The sequence below is a fragment of the Dyadobacter sp. CY351 genome (assembly GCF_021502625.1).
GTDB classification, from domain to species: domain Bacteria; phylum Bacteroidota; class Bacteroidia; order Cytophagales; family Spirosomataceae; genus Dyadobacter; species Dyadobacter chenhuakuii.
The window spans coordinates 20332-45762 of the sequence record NZ_JAKFFU010000014.1 but is presented as its reverse complement, the minus strand read 5'-3'; the positions used below and the strand labels follow the sequence as shown (position 1 = coordinate 45762).

23 protein-coding genes are annotated in these 25431 nt (G+C 44.6%); 9 read left to right on the top strand and 14 right to left on the bottom strand.

Features of this window, described 5'->3' with window-relative positions; translation table 11 throughout:
* The first annotated feature begins 21 nt into the window (after positions 1-21).
* The gene (locus L0660_RS23090) at positions 22-966 is read left to right on the top strand and encodes an MBL fold metallo-hydrolase (protein WP_235161505.1); all 945 of its coding nucleotides are present in this window, start codon (positions 22-24) and stop codon (positions 964-966) included.
* Between the two features lie 43 nt (positions 967-1009).
* On the opposite strand, the gene L0660_RS23085 is transcribed toward L0660_RS23090, so the two are convergent.
* From L0660_RS23085 to L0660_RS23065, 5 genes are all read right to left on the bottom strand, one after another.
* Positions 1010-1897: a DUF72 domain-containing protein gene (locus L0660_RS23085; RefSeq protein WP_235161504.1), complete on the bottom strand. Its 888-nt coding sequence runs from the start codon at positions 1895-1897 to the stop codon at positions 1010-1012.
* 80 nt (positions 1898-1977) lie between these two features.
* Positions 1978-2493: a phosphoheptose isomerase gene (locus tag L0660_RS23080; protein WP_233798851.1), complete on the bottom strand. Its 516-nt coding sequence runs from the start codon at positions 2491-2493 to the stop codon at positions 1978-1980.
* Between the two features lie 108 nt (positions 2494-2601).
* Positions 2602-4185: a SusD/RagB family nutrient-binding outer membrane lipoprotein gene (locus L0660_RS23075; protein ID WP_235161503.1), complete on the bottom strand. Its 1584-nt coding sequence runs from the start codon at positions 4183-4185 to the stop codon at positions 2602-2604.
* A gap of 10 nt (positions 4186-4195) precedes the next feature.
* Positions 4196-7396 carry a SusC/RagA family TonB-linked outer membrane protein gene (locus tag L0660_RS23070; RefSeq protein ID WP_235161502.1) on the bottom strand — a complete coding sequence of 1067 codons (3201 nt, stop codon included), beginning with the start codon at positions 7394-7396 and terminating at the stop codon, positions 4196-4198.
* A 334-nt stretch (positions 7397-7730) separates the two neighbouring features.
* The gene (locus L0660_RS23065; protein ID WP_235161501.1) at positions 7731-9560 is read right to left on the bottom strand and encodes a sodium:solute symporter family protein; all 1830 of its coding nucleotides are present in this window, start codon (positions 9558-9560) and stop codon (positions 7731-7733) included.
* A 152-nt stretch (positions 9561-9712) separates the two neighbouring features.
* Here L0660_RS23065 and L0660_RS23060 point away from each other — a divergent pair, with 152 nt between their 5' ends.
* Positions 9713-10597 carry an AraC family transcriptional regulator gene (locus L0660_RS23060; protein WP_235161500.1) on the top strand — a complete coding sequence of 295 codons (885 nt, stop codon included), beginning with the start codon at positions 9713-9715 and terminating at the stop codon, positions 10595-10597.
* 79 nt (positions 10598-10676) lie between these two features.
* Here the strand turns inward: L0660_RS23060 and L0660_RS23055 are convergent, their stop codons facing one another.
* From L0660_RS23055 to L0660_RS26410, 3 genes are all read right to left on the bottom strand, one after another.
* Positions 10677-11744: a branched-chain amino acid aminotransferase gene (locus L0660_RS23055; protein ID WP_235161499.1), complete on the bottom strand. Its 1068-nt coding sequence runs from the start codon at positions 11742-11744 to the stop codon at positions 10677-10679.
* Between the two features lie 112 nt (positions 11745-11856).
* A complete protein-coding gene (locus L0660_RS23050; RefSeq protein ID WP_235161498.1) occupies positions 11857-12417 on the bottom strand; it encodes a cob(I)yrinic acid a,c-diamide adenosyltransferase in 561 nt (186 codons plus the stop codon).
* A gap of 119 nt (positions 12418-12536) precedes the next feature.
* Positions 12537-12827: a BrnT family toxin gene (locus L0660_RS26410; RefSeq protein ID WP_409013468.1), complete on the bottom strand. Its 291-nt coding sequence runs from the start codon at positions 12825-12827 to the stop codon at positions 12537-12539.
* A 144-nt stretch (positions 12828-12971) separates the two neighbouring features.
* Between L0660_RS26410 and L0660_RS23045 the strand changes: the two genes are divergently transcribed.
* Genes L0660_RS23045 through L0660_RS23035 form a run of 3 tightly spaced genes read left to right on the top strand, consistent with a single transcriptional unit; the run spans position 12972 to position 15403 of the window.
* Positions 12972-13484 carry a hypothetical protein gene (locus L0660_RS23045; protein ID WP_235161497.1) on the top strand — a complete coding sequence of 171 codons (513 nt, stop codon included), beginning with the start codon at positions 12972-12974 and terminating at the stop codon, positions 13482-13484.
* 7 nt (positions 13485-13491) lie between these two features.
* On the top strand, positions 13492-14781 hold the full coding sequence (locus tag L0660_RS23040) for an S-adenosylmethionine:tRNA ribosyltransferase-isomerase (protein WP_235161496.1): 1290 nt from the start codon (positions 13492-13494) through the stop codon (positions 14779-14781).
* A gap of 28 nt (positions 14782-14809) precedes the next feature.
* Complete coding sequence (locus L0660_RS23035; protein WP_235161495.1) at positions 14810-15403, top strand: Uma2 family endonuclease; 594 nt, start codon at positions 14810-14812, stop codon at positions 15401-15403.
* Between the two features lies 1 nt (position 15404).
* Here L0660_RS23035 and L0660_RS23030 read toward each other — a convergent pair whose 3' ends face one another.
* Entirely contained in the window at positions 15405-17177 is a 1773-nt protein-coding gene (locus L0660_RS23030; protein WP_235161494.1) for a discoidin domain-containing protein, read from the bottom strand.
* Positions 17178-17302: 125 nt separating this feature from the next.
* Here L0660_RS23030 and tyrS point away from each other — a divergent pair, with 125 nt between their 5' ends.
* On the top strand, positions 17303-18598 hold the full coding sequence (gene tyrS, locus L0660_RS23025) for a tyrosine--tRNA ligase (protein WP_235161619.1): 1296 nt from the start codon (positions 17303-17305) through the stop codon (positions 18596-18598).
* A gap of 61 nt (positions 18599-18659) precedes the next feature.
* Here the strand turns inward: tyrS and L0660_RS23020 are convergent, their stop codons facing one another.
* The 3 genes from L0660_RS23020 to L0660_RS23010 all read right to left on the bottom strand — a co-directional run bounded on the left by L0660_RS23020 (position 18660) and on the right by L0660_RS23010 (position 20719).
* Entirely contained in the window at positions 18660-18902 is a 243-nt protein-coding gene (locus tag L0660_RS23020) for a hypothetical protein (protein WP_235161493.1), read from the bottom strand.
* A 57-nt stretch (positions 18903-18959) separates the two neighbouring features.
* Entirely contained in the window at positions 18960-19172 is a 213-nt protein-coding gene (locus L0660_RS23015; RefSeq protein ID WP_235161492.1) for a hypothetical protein, read from the bottom strand.
* 731 nt (positions 19173-19903) lie between these two features.
* Positions 19904-20719 (bottom strand): metallophosphoesterase, encoded by an 816-nt coding sequence (locus L0660_RS23010; RefSeq protein WP_235161491.1) that lies wholly within the window; start codon positions 20717-20719, stop codon positions 19904-19906.
* Positions 20720-20838: 119 nt separating this feature from the next.
* Here L0660_RS23010 and L0660_RS23005 point away from each other — a divergent pair, with 119 nt between their 5' ends.
* The gene (locus tag L0660_RS23005; RefSeq protein WP_235161490.1) at positions 20839-21297 is read left to right on the top strand and encodes a regulatory protein RecX; all 459 of its coding nucleotides are present in this window, start codon (positions 20839-20841) and stop codon (positions 21295-21297) included.
* 122 nt (positions 21298-21419) lie between these two features.
* Here L0660_RS23005 and L0660_RS23000 read toward each other — a convergent pair whose 3' ends face one another.
* Positions 21420-22415, bottom strand: coding sequence for a ribonucleoside-diphosphate reductase small subunit (locus tag L0660_RS23000; protein WP_026632363.1), 996 nt, complete (start codon positions 22413-22415; stop codon positions 21420-21422).
* 206 nt (positions 22416-22621) lie between these two features.
* Between L0660_RS23000 and L0660_RS22995 the strand changes: the two genes are divergently transcribed.
* Positions 22622-23506, top strand: a complete 885-nt coding sequence (locus tag L0660_RS22995) for a glycosyltransferase family 2 protein (protein WP_235161489.1) — start codon at positions 22622-22624, stop codon at positions 23504-23506.
* Positions 23507-23600: 94 nt separating this feature from the next.
* Positions 23601-24431, top strand: coding sequence for an FkbM family methyltransferase (locus L0660_RS22990; RefSeq protein WP_235161488.1), 831 nt, complete (start codon positions 23601-23603; stop codon positions 24429-24431).
* On the opposite strand, the gene corA is transcribed toward L0660_RS22990, so the two are convergent.
* Positions 24428-25372 carry a magnesium/cobalt transporter CorA gene (corA, locus tag L0660_RS22985; RefSeq protein WP_235161487.1) on the bottom strand — a complete coding sequence of 315 codons (945 nt, stop codon included), beginning with the start codon at positions 25370-25372 and terminating at the stop codon, positions 24428-24430. The two genes, L0660_RS22990 and corA, sit on opposite strands and share 4 nt — an antisense overlap.
* Between the last annotated feature and the right edge of the window lie 59 nt (positions 25373-25431).

Below are 25431 nucleotides of genomic sequence, written 5' to 3'. Positions count from 1 at the left end.
ACCAACTTCCTTACTAAAACCATGCGAATCCTTGCATTCTTGCTCTTAACCTGTTTCGTTTCTGTTTGTTCTGCTCAAAACAGCTTCCGCGTCGTTCCGCTGGGGGTTAGGGGAGGCGGGGACGATGGAAACCTGTCGGCTTACATGGTCGCACCGGTAAATTCCAATGCTTATGTTTGCCTCGATGCGGGGACTGTGACGAATGGGATTTCCAAGGCATTGATTAACAGGGTATTCTCTGTTGCCGCGGATGTTGTTTTGAGAAAATATATCAAGGCTTACTTGATTTCCCACCCACATTTGGATCACGTTTCGGGCATGGTGATCAATTCGGTGGAAGACACTGCAAAGAACATATATGGCACAGAATATTGCATTGAAACGCTAAAAAGCCATTATTTCAATTGGAAAAGCTGGCCTAACCTGACGAACGAAGGTGCGAGTCCGGCTTTGAAAAAGTATAGTTATAAAATGCTTGGTGAGGATCAGGAAGTTGATATCGAGCAGACGGAAATGTCCGTGAAAATATTTAAACTAAGTCATTCCAATCCCTACGAAAGCACTGCATTTCTGATCCGGAAAGGCGAAAAATATGTTTTGTATTTTGGTGATACGGGCCCGGATGAAATTGAGAAGTCTGATAAAATGCAGCAGGTCTGGAAGGCGGTTGCGCCGCTGGTGAAGGCAAAACAGCTGGCGGGAGTATTTTTAGAAGTGTCTTATCCTAACAAGCAGCCGGACAGACAATTATATGGCCATTTGACGCCAAAATGGTTAATGAAAGAATTGAATGTGCTGTCAGAAATATCAGGCGCAGGAAGCTTGAAGGGGCTGAATGTAATTATCACACATATGAAGCCAACGGCAGATAATGAGTCGCAGATTCAGGCGGAACTGGCGAGTAACAATGCGCTTGGATTAAACCTTATTTTCCCGGAACAGGGCAAAGCATTTGAATTGAAATAACAACTTCCGGGCCGAAATAACATGCACCCGGAAGTTGAAAGCATTATTTTTTAGCAGGAACCGGCGTTGGATGCACAGGCACTTTAAGCTCCATTCCGAGCTTTTCGTTGAATTTTTCTATCAGGTAAGCGGAAAGCAACGGAGAAGCCTCTTCATGATTCTGGTGGACAAAAAAGTAAATGTTCTCAATGCCTTCTTCCACCCACAATTTCAATCGCTCAAACCAGTCATCCAGCCTCGTATAATCGGAATCCACATTGGCACCATTATAACGCACAAATGCAGTCGGCGTGGTCAGGCGCATGTGCAGTAAGTCGCGGCGACCGGCGGAGTCTGTGACAATGTGGGTAATGTTATTTTTTTCCAAAACCTCGTAAAGATCGTCGCTGTTGAATGAGCCGTCGTACCAGCCTGTGTGGCGAAGTTCCAATGCAAGCGGAAAGCCGGAAGGCCATTCTTCGAGGTATGCTTTCAAAACGTCCCAATTTTTCGGGCCGAAATTGTCGGGCATCTGGAGGAAGAGCATGCCCAGTTTTTCCTGCAAATGTGCGATGCCATCCAGATACACTTCTGTGGGCTCTTTCGCATCTTTCAGGCGTTTCCAATGGCTAATGCCCTGGTGCAGCTTCGGGAAAAACCGGAATTCAGCAGGCGTTTTGTTATACCAGCTTTCGATCGTTTCTACGGGAAAGTTGTTATAAAAAGTCGCATTCAGTTCAATGCTGTTAAATTGAGTTGCATAGTAACCGAGCTCATCCTTTGTTCCTTTTGGATAAAAACTTTTTAAATCTGCCTTGTTCCATTTAGCACACCCAATGTAAATATTCGGCTTGCCTTTCTTTGCGTCGTTCAACAATTGCTTGTTAGCAGCCGCATCGTCCGGCAACTTAAAATCAACATCTTCTGGATTATCAACTTTCCCGAATTTCATGGTCTAATGTCTAAAATGGATCAATGATATATATAAAGAAGAATTTCCGTCGGTTTAAACCGACGGGAAAATTTTCTTTTTTATCGGCCGAAATCGTCTTGTACGCGGACGATATCGTCTTCATCGGATGGATTTGCGGCATCTGTATGTTTCCAGATTTCTGCCACAAAACCCCATTCGTCAACCCCTACCAAGCGATGACGCTCTCCTTTTTGCAGTTCCACAACTGTCCCGATCGGCAATTGGCGCAATGGTGTTTCTTCGTCTGTATCGCTGATCACAATGCCCGCATTGCCGCCAATTACCTTCCAAATTTCCGCACGACGGTGATGATACTGCCAGGAAAGACGTTTATTAGGCGCTACAACCAATATTTTAGGGCTCAGTTTTTCGTAACCTGCAAAATCTTCAAGCGACAAATGAGGGAAGAATGTGGATATGAATTTCGGAGCTTCCGTTTCTTCCAAAACAAAAAAACCGCCCCACGGCCGCGAATGATCCTTGCTTACAACAGTGAAACCCTGTTCGTCGATAAACTGCTGAACTTTGGCAAATACAACATCCTTATCGGCTGTCGCGGTGAAAGATTGTATCATAAATTGTGATGTTGGTAAAATCAGTGATGGTTTCAAAATTAGGATAAAAAACAAAAAGATGCCCCAAAATATTCAGGGCACCTTTTGAATTATATCTACTAACTTATATTATTTGTCCCACCAAACTTTGGTAGTGAAGTCGTCAGGTAATGTTGCCCCGGTTTGGTAATTCGGGTTTCCTGCCACTTCGTTGGTTGGGTAGCGAAGTCTTACCGGGATTGTTCCGCCTGTTACGTTGCCTGGATAATTGGTTGGTGTCAATTTAGGGAATCCCGTTCTTCTCCAGTCGGACCATGCTTCCCACCAGTTGAAGAATTTGTTCACCCACATTTGCTCACCGATCATTTCAAGGGCTGGTTTTGTAACGCCATAAGGATAGGTCGTCAGATATTTGGCAGCCGCTGCGTCGGACACGGTCAGGGACGCGTCGAATGGCGTGTACATTTGCATAGAAGCCTTCACGCCTGCCTGATAATGTGATTTGGCTGTGCCTGCAATGCCGGTTCCAATCTTTCTCTCAATGGCCTCAGCAAGCAGAAATTCTACTTCGCCGTAATTCATGATCTGGTAAGGATCCGAATCTTGCAGCATTTTTGAGTTGATTCTTGAATAGGTTGTAGACACATCGACCGGCTTCTTGTTTTCCAATTTTTCAAGCATCGCCAGATCATATCCGTTGGGCATTCCTTTTTGCTTCACCGGGTCCGTAATCACCGTCCCGCTGCCGATTCCACCGCTAATGATCATCAAACGCGGATCATCGTCTGTGGCAACAGCCGGGTTCGAACCTTTCAGGAAATTAACCAATGTCGCACTTAAATAAGTAGGCTGACCGCCATCACCCGCATCAAACGCACGCGAAATACCGTTTTGGTTTACCCACTCGCTCGGGCCATCGGCCATTTTCACCCACACATTGTCTGCGTTGCTTGTGAAAACACCTCCCGCAGCCGCTTTGGTTACGTAAGTTGCCGCTTTGGCCGCATCCACATTAGAAATACGCATTGCCAGGCGAAGCATTAAAGAATAACCCCATTTCTTCCATCTGGCAATGTCACCATTGTAGATGAAATCCGCTGCTTTGAACCCCTCATCCGGATTGGAAGTGCTCAATGCTGCTGTTGCCTCATCTAGCTCTTTCAGCAAGTCGGCGTAAATGACATCCTGCGTATCATATTTTGGGAAAAATATTCCTTCAATGCCTTTATTTGCCTCCGAATAAGGAATGTTTCCATACAAATCCGTAAGTCGGGCAAAGCTGAATGCACGAAGGATCCGGGAAGCTTCGCGCGTGTTTTTGTACTTGCCTTCCGCAAAACCGCCCGGTCCGGACTGTTTCAGAATCTCAGCAATGTTTTTGAGCTGATCATTGTAGGTAAATTCAAATGGCGCAGCGTTTGTTTCCGCATTAACAGTGTATTTATCGCCAGGCGCAATGCCGCCGCCCGAATTGGCCAGGTGCTGAATGGCATAGGAGAACATGCCGATGTTAGTCCGCCAGTCGATGTAGCGGTTGTCGCCCGTTGTACCATTGGAGGCAATGCCCAATTCAGCCGACGTAAAAATAAAGTTCAGATTTACTTCGTTCAGGGCCTGCGGGTTAATGTTCAGATCGTGCAATTGCTTGGTATCACATCCTGTCACCAAGGCCACTGCCAATCCGTATTTTATATATTTTTTCAAATTTTTCATCTTTGGTAAATTAGAATGTTGCTCTCAAATTGAAACCGTAGCTGCGTGTCGAAGGAAACCCGAAATAGTCGAACCCTTGGGAGTTACCGTTCGCATAATTGGATTCAGGATCAATGTTCGGCGTGTTTTTGAACAGAATAGCCAGGTTACGACCTACGAATGAAAGTGTCAGGTTTTGCAAAGGCGTTTTGCCAAGCAGCTTTTTAGGAAAAGAATAACCTACCGTAAGCTGTCTCAATTTGATGAATGACGCATCGTAGAGATACATTGTGGTCACAGCATTATCGCCTTCACCACCCACGGCTCCCCAGTAATTGTATGCTTCCAGAGGCGTTAATGTTTTCGTAAATGGCTTGTATTCGGTGCCTTCCTGCGTAACGCCGGTCACTGTAAGTGGCTCTTCTCCTTCACGGCCTTTCAGGGAATTTTTGCTTAATCCCCATTGATCCAGTCTCATGTTCGTTCCGGAAAGAATGTCGCCGCCCACTTTGAAGTCAACCAGGAAAGAAAGGTCGAATCCTTTGTAATTGAATGAGTTGGTTACGCCGCCTGTCATTTTCGCGATACCATTTCCAATCACCTTATATCCAGCTTCACTCACCGGACGACCGTCTTTATCGAATACGGGCTGGCCATCAGGCGACATTTTTTGCACACGGCCCGTGATCATTCCAAACGGTTGGCCCACAACGTTTTTGATAAAAGCATTCCGGGTTCTTGGTTCGTCCATCACCAATTCTGTTGTTCCTTCGATCAGCGATTTTACCTTACTATTGTTTTTTGCAAGGTTTACCGTCAGGTCCCAAACCAGATTGTTGCTTTTAAGTGGCGTTGCGGATAACAAAAGCTCCAAACCGCGGTTCTGTAATTTACCCAAATTCACCGAAGTGCTTCCGAAGCCAGATGCCCGTGAAATTGTAGCATTCAGGATATCGTCCGTGGTTTGCTGATCGTAATACGTGAAGTCGATGCCCAGTTTGTTGTTAAACACTCTGAAATCGATTCCAACCTCCGTTTCTGTAACTGTCAGCGGTTTAAGTGCGGGGTTAGGAATGTTTCCGCCGTTACCCATCGCCTGCGAGAATGACGCCATAGGAATGCCCAGATGCGGGTTTCCGTTCAGGGAGTAAGTCAGGTTGTTTTGATAAGCATCAATGGTAACATTGCCCACCTGCGCCCACGACGCCCTTACTTTACCATAAGACAGCCAGGATGGAAGTCCTTTGAAAGCATCAGAAAATACAAAGCTACCACCAACAGAAGGATACAAAATGCTGTTTGTTTCAGGGTTAAGCACTGAGAACCAGTCGTTTCTCGCCGTTGCCGTAAGGAACAAATAACCGCCATAGGAAACTTCGGCAGATCCTAACAACGAATTAATGCCGCTTTCTTTAGGGTCATAAGTGAAAGATCTGTCTTTTACGTTGTTCAAAGCAGGAAAAAACTGAACATTAAAGCCGTTTCCATAAACGTTTGTGTATTCATATTTCCTTCTCATCCGGTTTCCACCCGCAAATGCAGTGAAACCGAATTTGCCAAACTCCTTGCTCGCACCGATTGTATACTCTGCATTAAGCTCCGAAACGTTCCAGTTTCCAAGGTTTCTGGCGCCGCCACGCTGGTAACCGGTTCCTTCGGGTGTGAGGGACTCTGCGCGTCTGCTGTACTTGTCCAAACCAACCCGTCCCTGGATGAAAAGCCAGTCGGTGATCTGATATTTCAACTGACCGGAAGTAATAATCCTGTTTTTCTGATCCGATTTAATGAACTGATAAGCAACCCAGTATGGATTTTGGCCCCAGTTGTTGCTGGCTTGCTGCATTTCTTCTCCTACTGCTCTCGACTCGGAAACACCCCAGATGGCCAGGCTGGCTGGATCGGTGCCTGCTGGAATTGCACCCGGCTTGGCAGGATCTCCGTAATAATCAAGCACATTCTGGTCGCCCGGAATCCGCCAGATTGATTGGATCGCATTACCAGGGGAATCGGAAACATTTGGTCTGTTCTTCGCCTTTTCCTCTGAATAAAGCACTTTGGCATCGAAAGAAAGTCTTTTGCCAAATTTCGATTGCGTTGAAAGTGAAAGGTTAATTCGGTCGAAACCTGAATTAGGGATAATGGTCGTGCTTTTCAGGTTGGTAACAGATGCCCGGAAATTCTGTGTTTCATTTCCGCCTGAAAATGCCAGGTTATTGGTGAAAGCATGCCCTGTTTTCAGGTAACGGGAGAAATTGTCGCCAGCGTAGGAATATGGGTGCATTTTACCATCGAAACCGATTGCTTCGCTGTTGTCAAATTTTGGTCCCCACGAATCGTCACCCCAGTCATAAGCCTGCGCTTGGTTGGATGGCTTGCTTGCAACACCATTTACATAACCACCAGCTCCGTATGAATGTTGCAGATCAGAAAGGTCATTCAGTTTTTCAAAAACATAGTTTGAGCCGAACTCAATGCCGACGCCTTTTCTTTTTGTGCCGCGTTTTGTGGTGACGTTAATAACACCATTGGCTGCACGCGAACCGTAAAGCGCCGCTGCATTGGCGCCTTTTAATACTGTGATAGATTCAATATCATCAGGATTAATACTCGAAAGACCATCTCCTTCATCAGAGCCGCCCCAAAGGCCCGCTTGTCCGAAGTTGCTGTTATCCATGGGGATACCATCAATTACATAAAGCGGTTGGTTATTGCCTTGCAGCGATTTATTACCACGAATGATCACACGGGAAGACCCGGCCGGGCCAGATGCCACTTTGCTAACATTCACACCTGCAACACGTCCTGCCAACGAATTTCCAAGGTTAGCTTCACGGGCAGCCGTCAGGTTGTTGCCGCTCACTTCTGTAATGGAGTAGGCCAATGCACGCTTATCACGACTGATACCAAGCGCCGTAACAACAACTTCATTCAGGGCAGTTGCTTCTGCTGCAAGATTCACATCAAGCACACTCGCATTGACAACAATTTCTTTCGAAACATAACCAATATAGCTGAATGTCAATGTTTTTCCCTTTTCGACTGAGATGGAATATTCTCCCTTGTCGTTCGTGGTAGTTCCCCGGGTTGTTCCCTTTACCACCACGTTTACACCGGCGATTTCTCCGCCGGATGCATCATTTACTTTCCCGGATACTGTCATATCCTGTGCATAGCCCTGGAGGGCGAGCATGGAGAGCAGTACCAACACAATGTTCAGTACAAGTTTTTTCATACGCTTTCTTTTTCTGGAAAATAGGTTAATCAATTCATAACATTGGATCTTGAACAATCCGGTTCAAATATACCACTTCGAAGAGCATACCTTTATAGTTCTTTTTTATCTAAAAATAACACATTTTTGACAGTTGTTCAAGATATCAGGGCTATTTTTTTGCAGTAATATTTGCTCTAATGCCTTGTTTATCAGCATTAACCTTTAAGGATATTTGTGAAGGCAAATTTTCCTTGCTGACACTATTTTCGAGAGTGTCGCTTTGCTATATACGTTCAAGTATTGTTTAGCAGTTTTAGAGGTAATTTCCTTGTGGCAGTCAGGTTTTTATGATTTAGTGATCGGGTAACTGCTTGTACCAGGTTTTCCAGAGGATCAATCCTGAAACGGCCAGTATGGCTGCTGCGATGGCGGTTTGTTCGGGCATGAGCAGCACCAGAAATACAGGTAACGCGGTGATGGAAGTCTGCGCCGTAATGCCCACCACAACATTAAACATATCCCATTTGCAACGACGGTTGGGCTCAAATGATGGATCTTCCGATTTTACAGCAATGGCCACAGGTTCCCAAAATCCCCACGGCCGGACCGTTTTGTAAAATTTTTTCAATGTTTCAAAATCCGTTGCGGGCGTCAGTAATGAGCCGGTTACTGCGCCAATTGTTGAAATGAGCAGGATTACCGGAAAATAAAAAAGCGGCACCATTCCCGGGAAAATGGATGGAGCTGCCAAAGCGCAAAGGATGCCGGAGAGCATTCCCCAGAAAAAACCACTGCTATTAAACCGCCACCAATGCCATTTCAAAACATTGGAAGCAATATAACCACCAAAAAGCGCGGAAACGATCCATTGCAGAATGCTGTTGACGTCTTTCGCCAAAAAACCCAGCAAGATACTGATCGTTACCACGGCAAGGCCCAGCAGGTAATTCATCCTGGAAATCTGCTTGTTGGTCGCTTTTGGATTAAAGGATTTTAGATAAATATCATTAACAAGGTAGGCCTGCGCAGCATTGAATGTCCCCGCAAATGTCCCCATAAAAGCGCCCATTAGCCCAACCAGCACCAATCCAAGCAAGCCTGAGGGAATATAGGTGTTGAGCACAGCAGGCAGGATCCGCTCAAAATCCGTTTTGTCTGCGATTGAAATGCTGAGATCTTTATAAAATAACAATCCGAGAACGGTGACGCTGGTAATGAGCAGGTAACGCGTAGGAAGCAGCACCACATTCACGATCATGCTCATAAGGGCAGCCTCGCGTGGTGTTTTTGCCGACAGGACTTTTTGCATATCATAGCTCGGAACAGGTCCGGCCAGACTCGCCAAAATGCCTTTGGCCGTCATCAACGCAAAGAAATACCCAAAAGGTGAGAAGCCATTGGCCTTGATTTTTTCGTTCACCTCAGGAATATGCGTGCTCCAATCCAGATCCAGTTCTTTGCCAAAAAACAGATTATTCCAACCCATCGGCACAGGCAGCGATCGGACATCGTGTAACGCGGTCATAGCAATGACAGCGATGGCGACAGATACGACAACCATGATCGCATAATGGATCAGATCGGCCCAGACGATACTTTTCATGCCACCGAGTAGTGAATAAAAAACCGTAAACAATGTAAAAATGACGCCATAAACATGCGCTGCATATGCTGCACTAGTTGTAAAAGGTAAATATGGCTGGACAAAATGCCAAGGAATAAAAATTTCGATAAACTTGCCCAATCCGATAAATCCGTAGGCCATAAAACCCAGACAGCTCAGGAGCGCGAAGGCAATAATCGTCTTATGTGACGGCAACGCATCTTTTTTATCTCCAAACCGTGTGAGCATCCATTCGGCGCCCGTTGAAACATTGGATCGCCGCAACCAGATGGATAGATACACCATCATAAATATCTGATTAAAAACCGGCCATAACCACGGCAGCCAAATGCTTTTTACACCGTAAACAAACATGATGGAAACCATCCAGACGGTTCCGGAGATATCGAACATTCCCGACGCATTGGAAACGCCCAACATCCAGAACGGCATGGATCTCCCGCCAAGCATGTAATCATTTTTACTCTTTTGCGCCTGTTTTTTGAGTATGATTCCAATCACCGTTACCAGCAGCAGATAGGCAATGATGACAAGGAAATCAATCAGTTTTATTTTCATGAAGAAGGTCCGGCGGCCATGGTATTTTTATCACAGTGAATTTAGAATACTAATGACAGATTTCAATATGTAACGCCAATTCTTCCCCTTGCCCGTCGATGAATATTATCACGAAATCATTATATTTAGCACATTCTGTAACCAAGATCTGTATGAGTGAAATTTACCGTGAAATTACCCCATTGACTCAGTATGACTGCTTTACAATCTTTGCCAGGAAAAAAACTGTTTTCGATTTCCCTTTACACAGCCACGATGAATTTGAGCTGAACCTTGTGCTATCGGGTAAGGGTGTGAAGCGGATCGTGGGGGACCATACCGAGGTGATTGACGATGCGGAGCTGGTGTTGGTTGGAAATAATTTGCCGCATGGGTGGTTAACCAATTCGTATAAATGGCAGGAAGGGGTTCCCGAAGTGCAGGAGATCACCGTGCAGTTTCATCGCGACTTGTTTGACGACAAATTCCTGAAACGCAACCAGCTGTTTTTCGTGCGCTCACTGCTTGAAAAATCGTCGAAGGGAATCGCATTTTCCAGAGAAACCATTGAACGCATTACACCCAGGCTCACGGCCCTTGTTCAAAAGAGTGGTTTTGATTCTATTCTTGAATTGATGTCTATCCTGCACGATCTGTCCGTTTCCAGAAACATGCGAACGCTTTCAAACAGCACATTTACAGGCGAAAACGTTAATTATAACAGCAGAAGAATCGAAAAAGTGTTTGCCTATATGCGCGATAATTACGACAAAGAGATCAATCTGGAAGGCATTTCCAAGCTGGCCGGCATGTCGGAAGTTTCGTTTAGTAGATTTATCAAAAAACGAACAGGAAAGACATTCATCGAAAGTCTGAATGAGATAAGGCTCGGCCATGCATCACGCTCGCTGATCAACACGACGAACACGATTTCGGAGATTGCTTACAAATGCGGGTTCAATAATTTGTCCTATTTCAACCGGATTTTCAAGAATAAAAATGGCTGCACGCCAAAGGAATTCCGGGACAATTATTCGGGGACGAGGACATTTATATAAAACAGAAAACCCGGTAATGTTTAAACCAAAAGGCCCGGTTAAGATCGCTTAACCGAGCCTTTTGTATAAAATATCAGAACTATACTTTCAGCATCCAGCCGAATGTATCTTCCTCTTTGCCAGTGCGTAAATCCGTCAGGAAACGCTTTACTTTATTGACAAATGAATCTTCTTTGATTTCAGGAAGCGGATAATCCACGCCTTCGTAGGCAATGCTCGCGAATGGAGAGATCACAACCGCCGTTCCAGCACCGAATGCAGCTTCCAGACTTCCGTCTTTCAGGCCGTCAATAATTTCTTTCACACTTACCCGGCGTTCTTCCACCGGAATACCCCAGTGCTGTGCAATGGCAACAATGCTTTTACGCGTGATGCCATCCAATGTGGTTTCCGAAACATATGGCGTAACTAGCTTGCCGTCCAGGATAAACATAATGTTCATCGTTCCGGACTCCTCAATGTATGCATGCTCGCGGGCGTCGGTCCAGATCAATTGATCATAACCTTCCTGCTGAGCCAGTTTCGCCGGATACAGTGAACCTGCGTAGTTTCCGGCACATTTGGTTGCGCCCACGCCACCTTCGGCAGCACGGATGAAATGCGTTTCCACCTTTACCCGCGGAGGCTTCGCATAATACGTGCCAACCGGGCTTGTGAATATGATAAAGTAATATGAATCAGATGGTTTTACACCAATATAGGGGTCCGTAGCGAACATATAAGGGCGAATGTATAGCGAGCAACCTTCTTGTGAAGGCACCCAGTCCGCATCCTGACGAAGCAATTCTGTAAGCCCGCTCATGAAGATTTCTTCCGGGATTGTAGGCATGCAAAGGCGTTCGGCGGATTTATTCAGTCGTTTCCAGTTGTCGATAGCGCGGAAAAGAAGCACTTCTCCTTCTGCACTTTTATAGGCTTTCATGCCTTCAAAAATAGCCTGACCGTAATGCAGCGCGGCTGTTGCAGGACTTAGCGCGAGATCACCATAAGGGACGATCCGGAGGTCTTGCCACTGACCTTCGCGATACTCGGCGATAAACATGTGGTCGGAAATGTTCCGGCCAAAAACGAGGTTATTAAAATCAACCTCTTGCAAACGTGAATTTGTTGTCTGCTGAACCTCTATTTGCAACGTGTCGGCTGTCATAATGCCAAAAATTTAGATTGCGGATATTGTTTTTTGAGGAAGTTTTGCGGCTTTCCTAAGTCCCGCAATTTAAAAAAATAAATCTATAAACAACAGATATTTAGTATAACAATTATTTTTTTGGAGTGACCCTCGGTTTCCACGTAACTTCCTCAATTTCCAGCTCATAAGTCATGGCGCGGCAGAGCATAAATAAATAATCCGAAAGTCTGTTCAGATAACGAACGACGATATCCTCGACCTCTTCTCCCTGCTGCAAATGGATCACCGCCCGCTCAGCCCGCCGGCAGACAGTCCGCGCAATGTGCCCAAACGAAACCGACGGATGCCCGCCCGGCAGGACAAATGCTCTCAAAGGTGGAATTTGCGAATCAATCAGGTCCATTTCCGTTTCCAGTAACGCCACATCATCATCCAGTAAATCCGGCAAAACCCGCTTCACCTGATCAGATTCGGAGGCCAGATGCGAGCCAATTGTAAAAAGCCGGTCCTGAATCTCTTTCAAAAGATCCCGCCGCTGCTCATTCACCGCCTGGTCGCGGAGCATGCCAATGTAACTATTCAGCTCATCCACAGTCCCATAAGCATCAATCCGCACATGCGCCTTACTCAACCGCGTCCCGCCGATAAGGGACGTGGTTCCTCTGTCACCTGTTTTGGTGTATATTTTCATTTTTACTCATTTCAAATATTTCCTGAAGCGTATAATTTTTCGCATTAGGATCTAATAATTCCTTTTCAATTGCCTTCATCTCCGCCTTCGTATGCTGATTTCGGATTACAGCGATTGTCTTAGTTTTTCGCTCTTTCATGGTAAAGTCGTCTAGTTTGTGTATTTGCAGGCCAGCTGCTTATAGGTCGGATTTTTCCGTTATTGACAGTGAAGATAACAACATTAATTCTTCCTAGGTTGCTTAAACCGATAGCTCTGTATCTCTGCTCGGCAGCAACATGGTTGCCTTTTCGGTAGATTACAAATGGATCTAAAAAAACGCTTTCTACTTCACTTATGGTATTTTCTCGACTTGGATAGTCTTCTATAACATGTTTAATATTATGGCTATCCCATTCAAATTCAATCATCAAAATGTATATAGTGTGTAATAAGAAATGCCAACTTTCAAAGTTAACATTAATAGCAATCCCAATTAGGTTTTAGAAACTCCCCAACCTAATTTTGCAGCCAAAATTACTATGGCGATAAAACCTCTTGAAGGTTACTGATTCATGAAAGTTACAACATTTGTTATAAAAGTATGGCGCTGGATGTCTTTGATCCTGGTGATCGGGGCGCTGGTATGGACGTATTCGGTTTTTCCGCAGACGGTTGCAGTTGATTTCGCAGACAATGGTCTGGCTGAAAAATATCTTGAAAAAGAGCACATTTTTTACATTGTCATGGCCCTGTTTCTGCTTAATAATGTGCTGATCACTGGCTTGGCCCGCCACATTCCCAAAGTGGACCCTATGCATTTGCCGATTTTGAATAAGAAAGTGTGGGCACAGCATCGCGAAGCATTGAATGAGCATTTGATCAACTGGCTTTATTGTCTCGTAGCGGTCATCAACACGATCATTGGCATGAGCCTTTTCGCACTCGCGACCGTCAATAGTCAGCAGTATAAGCTCGACGTTTTCGATTTTTCCTGGCTGTATTATGTTGGTTTGGGGTTAATGATTATCGTTTTCCTTTTGCCATTAAGATTGCTGTGGACGCCGGCTCCTGAGGATAAATTGTAGAAAAGGAATGGAAGAAGCAGAATCTCAAGGCAGCGGAAATTCAGAAAATTCCTGGCTAAAAGCAGCAGAATCCATTCATTTGGACGATTATACCTATGACCTTCCGGACAATCGAATCGCAAAATACCCCCTCGAAAACCGAGATCAATCCAAACTTCTGATTTACAAATCCGGCGAAATCTCGCACAAGCGTTTTGCCGATCTGCCCGAAAACCTGCCTGTAAAAACGCTTCTTGTCTTCAACGACACCAAAGTAATCCCGGCAAGAGCTTATTTCAAAAAGGAGACCGGAGCGGTTATCGAAATCCTGCTGCTTCATCCAGAGCTGCCGACGCGTGTAATCAATGATGCCATGTTGGTGAAAGATTCGTGTGTTTGGGAATGCATGATCGGCAATAAAAAGCGCTGGAAGTTAGCAGATTCATTAACGACAGAAATCAACATTAATGGTCAGCTGGTTGTTCTGAGCGTTAATTATGAGGATTATGAGCGGAATTTGGTCCGGCTTAATTGGAATAAGGACTTTGTTTTTCTCGACATTGTAAAAGCACTTGGTGAAATCCCTTTGCCACCTTACCTGAACCGCGATACTGAGGCAGGCGATTCAGAAACTTACCAAACCGTTTACGCCCATCACGACGGCGCCGTCGCAGCGCCAACCGCTGGCTTGCATTTCACGCCGGAGGTTTTTGAAAAGCTTGAATCAAAAGGTGTAAAGAGATCTTTTCTCACCCTTCACGTGGGCGCAGGAACATTCCAGCCAATCAAAGTAAGCTCCGTAACCGAACACCGGATGCATTCTGAGCAGGTTGTTTTTACGAAACAGCTGATATATGATCTGCTTGAAAATCTGGAAATGATCATTCCGGTCGGCACTACATCATTGCGGTCTTTGGAAAGCTTGTATTGGTTCGGCGTAAAGCTCTATCGCCAGGAGACGACTGATTTTTTCATAGAAAAGCTTTATCCCTATCCCTTCGAAGAAAAGGATCTTCCGTCTGCAAGCGAAGCATTGCGTTCGATTTTAGCTTTCATGGAGCAACACAACACAGACCACATTGTAGGTGAAACCGAAATCTTCATCTTCCCCGGCTACAAATTCCGCCTTTGCAAGGCCATAGTAACCAATTTCCACCAGCCAGGCTCCACGCTCATTCTCTTAGTTGCTGCGCTTACCGGGCAAGATTGGAACCGCATTTACGCTGAGGCTTTGGAGAAGGATTATCGGTTTTTGAGTTACGGAGATTCATCGTTGCTGTGGCGGAAGGATTGTGATTTGAAAATGCTCGAATTTTGATGTAATTTGTTTTGAAAAATCGACCAATATGGGACACGCACAAATTTCAGAACAAAAATACACAGTAGCCGAATACCTGGAAATGGAGGAAAAAAGCGAAATCCGTCATGAGTTTTACGATGGAGAGATTTTCGCCATGGCAGGAACTACTATGAATCATAACAGGATAGTAGGACGAATTCGAGGACTTTTTGAAAGACGATTTCTCTCTGATGGCTGTGACGTTTTTGCTGAGAATATTAAGGTTGAAGCTGTTAAAAACTTCTTCTATCCCTATCCTGATGTGGTTTTAACTTGCTCAGCTGAGGATCGAGCTGGAACATATATAGTTAAACATCCTAGTGTACTTGTTGAAGTTCTTTCTAAGACTTCGGCTTCGTACGATCGAGATTTCAAATTAAGGATGTACCAGGGAATCCCCTCTCTACAATGCTATATGCTCGTTTCGCAAAATCGATTCTATGTACAATTATATACTCGCACAGATCAGCCCGATACCTGGACTTACAAAGTATTTAATACTCCAAGCGACATAATAAGGTTTGAATCTCTCAATTTTGAAATAATACTCTCAGCGATTTACGAAAACATTATTTTCATCCCCGACGAAGAGATTATTTAAATCACTTCACCCCAACAACCTCACTCATCTTCGAAACCCCATTCTCATTAAACGCCTCAATAGCAAAGTAATAAGGCACACCAACGTTCAATGCTCTTAACTCAAATGCATTAGGCTGATCATTCCAGAACTGGTAAGTCTGATACAATTTATCCGGCGCGATTCCCCAAAGCACATTATAGCCAATCACTCCCGGCACTTTTTCCCATTTCAAGTCTGCATTTCTGGCGTCCTTTTGACGAACTGCGGTGAAGTTTGCAGGCGTTTCAGGCGCTTTTCCAAATCCATTTCCAAAAACACGGAATTCGCTGATCGCTAGATTGGGTGAAGCAACATAAATATGCTCATAGCGAACATAGCGTGCCTTTACCGGTTTGGCCAGCTCAATGTATGCACAGGGGCGATCGCGTTTTGGCTCCTGCGTTAGGTCACTTACGACGTCCCATTTCTTGCCATCATTGGAAGTCAGGATCTTAAATTGTGTGTAAACGACTTCCGGTTTGTTATCGAAAATATCTGATTTGTAATCTGAATAATTTACCTGGACAGCTTTGATTTCCTGCTCTTTTTGAAGATCAATGGTTAGAGTTTCACCGGGTTTGTTCTGTTTGGCGACCCAGAAAGTTCTGGGGTTTTCGTCTGTGATTTTTGTGGCGGACATAGTGTCCATGACGGATGATGCTGTGACTGGCTTTTTGTAGGAAAGCAGCATCCAGCCTGTGAAGAGTTGGTCGCCTTTACCTTCCCATTTTTTGGTTGTCATTTTGTGTGGGAAATCGCCGAATCGGGTGTTGGCGAACATTTGGCCGTCTTTGTCAAAACCGGCGGCATATCTAACGATCCTTCTTTCCATGCCCCAGTTGTAGCCAATCCACGACGTTCCGGTGTTCCAGTAATTTCCAAAATTATCCTGAAATGTATTCCCGTGTCCGGCACCTGTCGCGAAGCCGCCGGGCTTGTAGGAAACCGGATTATAGGGCGCATAAGTGAATGGCCCGAGCGGGTCGTCGCCGACGTAAGTGCCATTGGCGTAAACATTGTATTCCGTGCCCGGAGCACCGTATTGCAGGTAATATTTGCCATTATGCTTGGTCATCCAGGCGCCTTCCGTGAATGGTTTAAAGGGATCGGAATGATTCGGGCCGAAACGTTCCCAGCCGTGCTCGTATTGATTTAACCAAAACATTGCCTTATACTGATCCTTGAAAGCCAGCTTTTTACTATGGTCAAGCTCGGCGCCAAAAATCGGATAGACATTCGATGAACCCCAATACATGAACCATCTGTCGGTGTCCGGATCGTGGTAAATGGCTGGATCCCACGGCCCAATGTCCTTCGGCAAGCGCGGCGTCCAGCGGTTATAAAACTCCCAAATTCCCTTCTCCGGCGCAACGGAATAGAGGATAGGCCGTGATTCGAAAGTGGATTGGAACAAAAAAAGTGTGTCGCGAACAGAAACAGCCGCCGGTGCGCACATATCCTCGAAAGGCCAGCGGTTGGCAGTCAGATATTTCCAGTTGATCATGTCTTTGGAATGCCAATAACCGCCCTGAATGGTTACAAACATGTAATAATCGCTGCCTTTTCCTGAAACTGTATGATTAATGATCACCGGATCCGCGCCGGAACGGTAACTTATTTTCTCATTCAACTGCTCAAAATTGTATTTGTAGTCAATGTCCATCGGATTGCAATACGTCGTTTGAGCAACCGCAGACTGGAAAATAAGGACGATGAATGCGCAGGAAATGGCTTGTAAAATGTTTCTGATCATTAGTATGTGCGGTTTGAATGCAGGAAAATCTTTTAATCATGCTAAAATAGGCACTTTCCCGGTAAACCGATAACGTTTACCTTTGCGCTTGGATTTTGAAATAAGAAACACCATTTATAATGACGATTGATTTTGTTGAAGAACTGCGCTGGCGCGGAATGCTTCATGATATGATGCCCGGAACGCATGAGCAACTGAAAAAAGAGATGACCGCTGGCTACATCGGTTTCGATCCAACGGCCTCGTCGTTGCACATTGGTAATCTGGCCACGATCATGCTTTTGGTTCATTTTCAACGTGCTGGTCATAAGCCACTTGCATTGATTGGCGGCGCAACAGGAATGATCGGCGATCCGTCATTTAAGGCGTCTGAACGGTCGTTTTTGGACGAAGATACATTGCGCATCAATCAGGAAGGCATTCGCAAGCAATTGGAACAATTCCTTGATTTTGACTGCGGAGAGAATTCGGCTGAAATGGTGAATAATTATGATTGGTTCAAGGATATTGGCTTTTTGCAATTTTTGCGTGAAGCTGGTAAGTTTTTGAGCGTCAATTATATGATGTCTAAGGACTCAGTTAAAAAGCGTTTGGAGACGGGAATCTCATTCACAGAATTTTCTTACCAATTGCTGCAAGGCTACGATTTTTATCATTTGTACAAAAACAAGAATATCCGTTTGCAAATGGGCGGTTCCGATCAATGGGGCAACATTACAACCGGAACTGAAATCATCCGTCGCAAGGAAGGCGACGAAGAAGGTTATTTCAAAGCATACGCATTAACAACGCCCCTTTTGACAAAATCTGACGGTTCGAAATTTGGCAAAAGCGAAGGCGGGAACATTTGGCTTGATCCTGAAAAAACCTCACCTTACGAGTTTTACCAATTCTGGCTCAACCAGGCCGATGAGGATTTGCCGCGTTATCTGCGGGTTTTTTCTTTCAAAAACAAAGAAGAAATCGAAGCATTAGAAACCAGCCATGCCGCCGAGCCACATTTGCGCATCATGCAAAAAGCATTGGCATCCGAACTAACGATCCGGATCCACTCAGAACGCGCATATAAAACCGTTTTGAAAGCATCAGAAGTGTTATTCGGCAAAGCAACATTGGAAACTCTGCAAAGTATAGAAGCCGACGAGTTTGACACAATCTTCGCCGGCGTGCCGCAAACAGAGATCACAAAGGCCGAATGGAGCGAAACGGCAAACATTACGGATTTGATCTCAACCGTTACCAAATCAGAAATTTACGCTTCAAAAGGTGAGGCTAGGAGAGCCATTCAGCAAAATGCGGTGAGTGTTAATAAGGTTAAAATAACCTCTGCGGAGCAGACTTTGAGTGATTTTAGTTTGCTGCAAGATCGGTTTTTGTTGATTTCGAAAGGGAAGAAGAATCATTTGGTAAGGGTTGTTTAAATAATTCTTGAAACATTCTCCAAAGACTTTCTGGGCTCGTCCTGGGAAGTCTTTTTTTTGCTCAACTAATTTCTTTCAAGCAGCCTTCCAATTTAGAAAGCAATGTTGCGACGCGAAGTTGATTCGTAATGTTCACCCGCATTTCTGGCGTTATGGAATTAATGTCTTCCGTAAGTAAAATGCTTTCAATGTTCTGGTTTAGCGATGCTATTATTTCGCTTGCTTTGTCAGTTTGGAAGAATTCTTTGAGGATTGTTAGGTGATCCGGCAATGTTCTGTTGTCTGTTTGAATAGTGTTTGTCATAGCTAATTTGTATTTATAAATTTGTTGTGTTTTACGACAAAATGTCATCAAAAAAAATCATTTCGGCTTGTAGTTAACAATAGTCTTAACTTCTATATCGCCAAATTCTTCCAAGATTTCTCTCATCCGTTTTTCAGTAATGCTTCCTCCATGCGTGTAATCACGCCAGGCATATGTTAATCGGCCCTTCTTCTGCTCAGGAGGAAGATTTTTGTAAACGTTCTCAAGAAACCACTTAAAAGCTTCGTCAATTGACGAAAATGATTTCATATTTCAAATGTAGATCAACTTGTCGAAAAATACAACAAGGGTGCTTTGGTACGCATGCTAGCAGGCTCCGCCGAAGCTGAACACCAAACCGAATCATATTGCTAAAAAAAGGGAATCCCACCGGGATTTATGTAAGCTTTTTGCACAAAGGGTACGGCTAGAATTTTGCGACTAGTCGCGGAAAGATACAATATTGGTAGAAAAGTGTGTTACATCCCTCCGGGATTTGGATAGATTTGATCGCGCTTTTTTCCTACCAAGATCACATCCCTCCGGGATTTTGTTGATATGGTGATGTTCTTTATCTACTAATATTCTGATTCCACTGGGATTGTTGAAGGTTTTATGCACAAAGGGCGCGTTAGGAATTTTGCGATTAATCGCAGAGCGATGCAATATTGGTAGAAACGTGAGTTACATACATATGAAAATCCCGGAGGGATGTAACGGCATGCAAGCTGTTCCATCCCTCCGGAATTTTTAAGCCGATTGGCAATTTCTTTCATAAGAAAAATGTCTTTTTCCTTATGCCCCTCGATAATTAGCTTAAATGTCATAGTGTGTATCTAGTTTATGTAAATTATTAACTTGACTCGAACCAACCACAATTTAGAAAACCAGCAAAAAGCACTTTTCAAAAACGGCAACGCTATAAAAGCAAAAAGTTCACCCTAAGCGCCCTGTGCCAATGGGAAGGGGGGTGAACGTGTTGATGCGAAATTAAATAATTTCTAACTCTTCCCAGTAAAACTATTCAAAACTGGCGCAGCCGTCGGGTTATACTGATACGACTGCCACGTGCTATCCTCATAAATCTCTACAATCCGGTAACCTTTATAAGTCGTTCCCCAATTGCCGCCGAAATGGCCGTCGAAGAAGTAGGGTTTTTTGCCGTAGATCTTGGTGCTGTCCTGGTCGTGGTCGTGGCCGTTGAAGATGGCTTTGATGTTCGGCGTGTTTTCGAACAGGTCGATGACTTCCTTGCATTCGATTCCGTTCACGGTCCATTTGGCGGGGGTGATGTGCAGGAATACGAAAATACCTTTTTTGTCTTTGTGTTTGGCGATTTCGTTTTTTAGCCAAGTTGCGTCCGGGCACACGTATTCACCTTTTTCGTTGGACGTGTCGCCGATGATGAATGCATATTCGCCTTTCGCAAAACTGTGATTTGTAGGATATCCCCAGGTGCTTTGCCACACATCCAAGCCAACCTTATCGTGATTGCCGCGACTTACGTAAAACGGCACACTGAGGTTGCTGATCGTGTTTTTGAAATCATATAACAATGTTGGGTCGTCGTGGATGAGGTCGCCGTTGAAGAATAGAAAGTCAACGCCTTTCTGCATTTTCTCGCGATTTACCCAGCTGATTAAGTCTGTGTGGAACTGTTTGAAATCCGTGTTTGGCTGGCCGTAATGTCCGTCGGAGGCAACGATGAACCGCATGGATATTCTTGCGGGAATGTTGTTTTCCTTTGGTTTTGATATGAATGAAAGGCCGGGCAATGCGGGTAAAAGTTTGAGAAAAGAGCGTCGTTTGAATGTCATCAGATCGTTCAGGTTTGGGGCGTTCAGGGTGTTTTTATTATTCCAAAAATAGTTATTCGCGAATGATATTTTCTTTATTCTTGCACCTTGTTAAGAATATTTAATATAAAAATCAATTCATGGATCGCCTAATCCTGCAAAAAGCTGCTTCCTATTGTGCTTACCAGGAAAGAACCCAAGATGAAGTGCGCCAGCGCCTGAAAAAGTGGAATGTGTGGGGTGAAGAGGCCGACGAGCTCATCGCCGAGCTGATTTCCATGAATTATCTGAGTGAAGAGCGCTTTGCAAAAACGTATGCTGGTGGCAAATTCCGGATCAAAAATTGGGGCCGGATGAAGATCAGGCAAGAGCTGAACCGGCGTGGGCTGAGTCAATATAGCATTGAAAAGGGGATGGGGGAAATTGAGGATAAGGCTTATGTGGAAGGGCTGAAAACGCTTTTGGAGAAGAAGAGGAATTTGCTTTTGAAAACAGAGAATGATCCTTTTAAGCTGAAACAGAAATTGGTGAGGTTTGCTCTGGGGAAGGGTTATGAGAGTGAGTTGGTTTGGAGGCTGGTTGAGGAATTGCTTGCCTGAAAGCTTGTCAGCCTGAACCTAAAAGCCTGTCAGCCGGAGCGTAGTCTACGGCGCGCTACTTCTGGGTAACGCGCCTTCGACTCCGCTCAGGCTGACAGGGCTGCTTTAAGCTAACATATTACTTAAAAATCAGAGTCGAACGAGATCTTATGTCCTGAATCTTTATCCTTCACACCACTCATTACACCGGCTTTCTGATATTCACCAACGCGTTTTTCGAAGAAGTTTGTTTTTCCTGGAAGTGAGATTAACTCCATGAAATCGAATGGATTAGCAGAGCCGAATTGTTTTTCGCAGCCCAATCTTTCCAGCCAGAAATCGGCGATGTATTCGATATATTGATTCATCAGGTCTGCGTTCATTCCGATGAGGGAAACGGGTAATGCTTCACTTACAAATTCCTTTTCAATCGTAACCGCATCCATCATAATTTCAATCACCCTTTCTTGCGGTAACTGGTTCACAATGTGCCTTGTATAAAGCAAACACGCGAATTCACAATGCAAACCTTCATCGCGGGAAATCAGCTCGTTCGAGAACGAAAGTCCTGGCATTAAGCCGCGTTTTTTGAGCCAGAAAATGGAGCAGAATGATCCTGAGAAGAAAATTCCTTCCACAGCTGCGAACGCAATGATGCGTTCTGCAAACACCGGGCTGTTGATCCATTTCAATGCCCATTCCGCTTTTTTCTGAACGCAGGGAATCGTGTCAATGGCACGTAGCAAATGGTCTTTTTCAGACGGATCTTTAATGTATGTATCGATCAGCAACGAATAAGTTTCGGAATGGATGTTCTCCATCGCGATCTGGAAGCCGTAAAAGCATTTCGCTTCTGCATATTGCACTTCGCTCAGAAAGTTGACCGCCAGATTCTCATTCACAATCCCGTCCGACGCCGCGAAAAATGCAAGCACGTGCGAGATAAAATGCCTTTCACCGTCGTTCAGGTTCTCCCAGTCTTTCATATCCTGAGAAAGATCGATCTCCTCGGCCGTCCAGAAAGACGCCTCATGGCGTTTGTACATTTCCCAGATATCGGAATGTTTGATCGGAAATAGCACAAACCGCAAAGGATCTTCAACTAACAGGGGCTCCTGTCTGGTAAGTTCTTGTGACATAAGTATTTAAAAATTTTAACGGGGACCAGATGTATAATTTATTGATTAGCCCGGGCCAGATTTGCCGGACTGGAGAAAACAAATCTACACGCTTTGCCCCGGAAATTCAAGGAGAAACTGATCAAATTGAATTCTTATCGGGGGAATATTCTTAGGACGAATAAGCTAACTTTGTCACGCTCACATTACTTTAAATTTCGCTTACATTGAAGATTTCCGGCTTTACAATTATCAGGAATGCGATTATAAATGATTACCCGATCGGGGAGGCAATAACGTCCATTTTGCCCGTTGTGGATGAGATGCTGGTGAGTGTGGGGCATAGCGACGATGATACGTTGGGGCTGATCCGGTCCATTGCTTCGGACAAAATAAGGATCGTGGAATCGGAGTGGGATATGTCTCTGCGGGAAGGCGGGAAAGTGCTGGCCGTGGAAACGGATAAGGCTTTGAAACAGATTTCGCCCGACGCTGATTGGGCGTTTTACATTCAGGGCGATGAGGCGGTTCATGAAAAATATCACCAGTCAATCGTTGATTCTTGCACGCGTCACTTGAACGATGAACGCGTTGAAGGCTTGGTTTTCGATTACGTCCATTTTTACGGCACTTACGATTACATTGGCGACAGCAGAAAGTGGTATCGCCGGGAAATCCGCATTATCAGGAATGAGAAAATTCCCAAAGGTTTGCCGATTTCAGCCTATCGCGATGCGCAGGGTTTCAGGAGAGGGAATCAAAAATTGAATGTGATGCATTCCGGCGCGGCGGTTTACCATTACGGCTGGGTGAAAAGTCCGGCGCAGATGAAAACCAAGATGAAGAATGTGAGCCGTTTTTGGAATGAAGGAGAGGCTTGGGAAAAGATCCTGGAATCGGACGATGTGTTCAATTATGAAGAATTTGATTCTTTAAAACGCTTTGAAGAAACGCATCCCAGAGTAATGCAAGAACGCATTGCAAGGCAAAACTGGAAAGTCGATCTGGACACTTCCAAAAAACGTTTCAAGCTGAAAGATGCGCTCCTTTACTGGTATGAAAAGCGGACGGGTAAGCGGCTCTTCGAATTCAGAAATTACCGGTTATTGTGATATTAAGGCACAAATGAGTGTAAAACGATAACAAATTTTAGCGTTTAAATCCTTAATATTGTAGTTTCAGAAAACTCACGAAATTCCTCGTTACATGTTTGAGTATTTTAAAAATTCTCTCGCCAGAAAGAAAGCGCGTCGCCAATTTCAGGAATATCCTCACAAAACAGATACATTTCTGCTGGCCGAGGAAGGTGAAATTTCATTTGCAAACTGGAAAAACCCGTTGGTAAACCCAAAGGTGATAACGCAGGAAGAAGTCAACTTTTTCAAGAAATTTATTCCAAAAGGAAGCCTCTGCATCGACATTGGAACAAACATTGGTGACACAACTGTGCCAATGGCGCTCGCAACAGGCAAAACCGGCACAACCATTGGATTTGATCCTAATCCACACGTTTTTAAGATCTTAGAAAAGAATGTGGCGCTTAATGTTGATAAAACGAACATTATCCCGCTGCCTTATGCGATAACAAAAGAAGACGGCGAATTTTTTTACAGTTCTTCGGAAGCGTCATTCGGTAATGGTGGAATTTCAAATGAAATCGTTGAAGATCAAGGCGCATTCCAGCTTCCGGAAAAAATCAAGGGCATTAATCTGGAAAAGTTTCTAAAAACCAATTATGCTTCTTTATTGAATAAGCTTTCTTTTATCAAAGTCGATGTGGAAGGTGCTGATATGGAGGTGATTAGGTCTATTAGCGAGCTGATCAGACAGTTCAAGCCTGTGCTTGTGGCGGAATGTTTTCCAAAAGCAACAACCGAGGAACGCGCAGAGCTTTACCACATTGTCTCTGAATTTGGCTACACATTACATTACTTTTCCGACTTCGACGAGAACGCGAAAATTATCAAAATCGAAGGTCCTCGTGATATGAATAAGTGGAAAACCTTCAACTTCTACGCCGTTCCGAACGAAGCTTAAATCCAGCGTTTTCGGCGGAAAAACCAAAGTACAACGGCTGAGGAAAAGACCATTAAAAAGAGCGAGCCCCAAAAGCCCCAGGGTTCGGAGGTGCTGGGAATATGATTGTAATTCATTCCAAAAATTCCTGCGATCAGCGTTGGCGGCATGAAAATGATCGTTACCACAGTGAAAATCTTGATCACCTGGCTTTGCTCAATGTTGATCAAACCCATAAATGTATTTTGCAGATATTCAAGGCGTTCGAAGTTGAAAGTCGTGTATTCGAGCAGTGAACTAACGTCTTTCAGGATGATACGCAAATGTTCCTTCCTGTCTTCGGGGAAATACTGACTTCTCAAAATTCCGGATAGCACGCGTTGCTTGTCGATGCTCGTTTCGCGGAGCATCATGGTCGTTTCCTGCAAACCACTAATGCGGATCAGGACTTCCTGACGGGCTTTTTGTTCGTGTGTAAGGTCTTTACTAATGGCAGAAATATCACGCGAAATGCCTTCCAGCGAATCTGCATCGGCTTCAATACGCGTTTCCAACAGCAGCAACATGAAATCCACACCGCTCTGAATGCTTTCCGTGCTTACTTTCATTTTCTTGACCGTATCGGCGAAGGTTTTTGAGTCGCCGCGGCGGTAAGTGAAGAGCACATTTTGATATAAAATAAAAGAGACCGGATACATTTCATATCCATCCCGGTCGATTCTCAGGAAGTTGGAGTTGGCGTTAATCGTGTCATTTTGTTCAAAAAACCGCGAACTGCTTTCAATTTCAACGATTTCCTGCGGCGTCTGGAAACTGATATTGCATTTATTCTCGACCCATTCCTCTTCCTCCGCACTCGGCGACTGCAAATCAACCCAAACCAAATTCTTAACTTTCCCAAGCTCGCGAATATCATTCTCGCGCTTGATCAACCGACCTTCTTTATAAAATATGCGTACCATTTTTTAAAGTTGGGAAAAAACCAGGAACCACCAAAAAGCGATTTTGGAAATTGCTGATT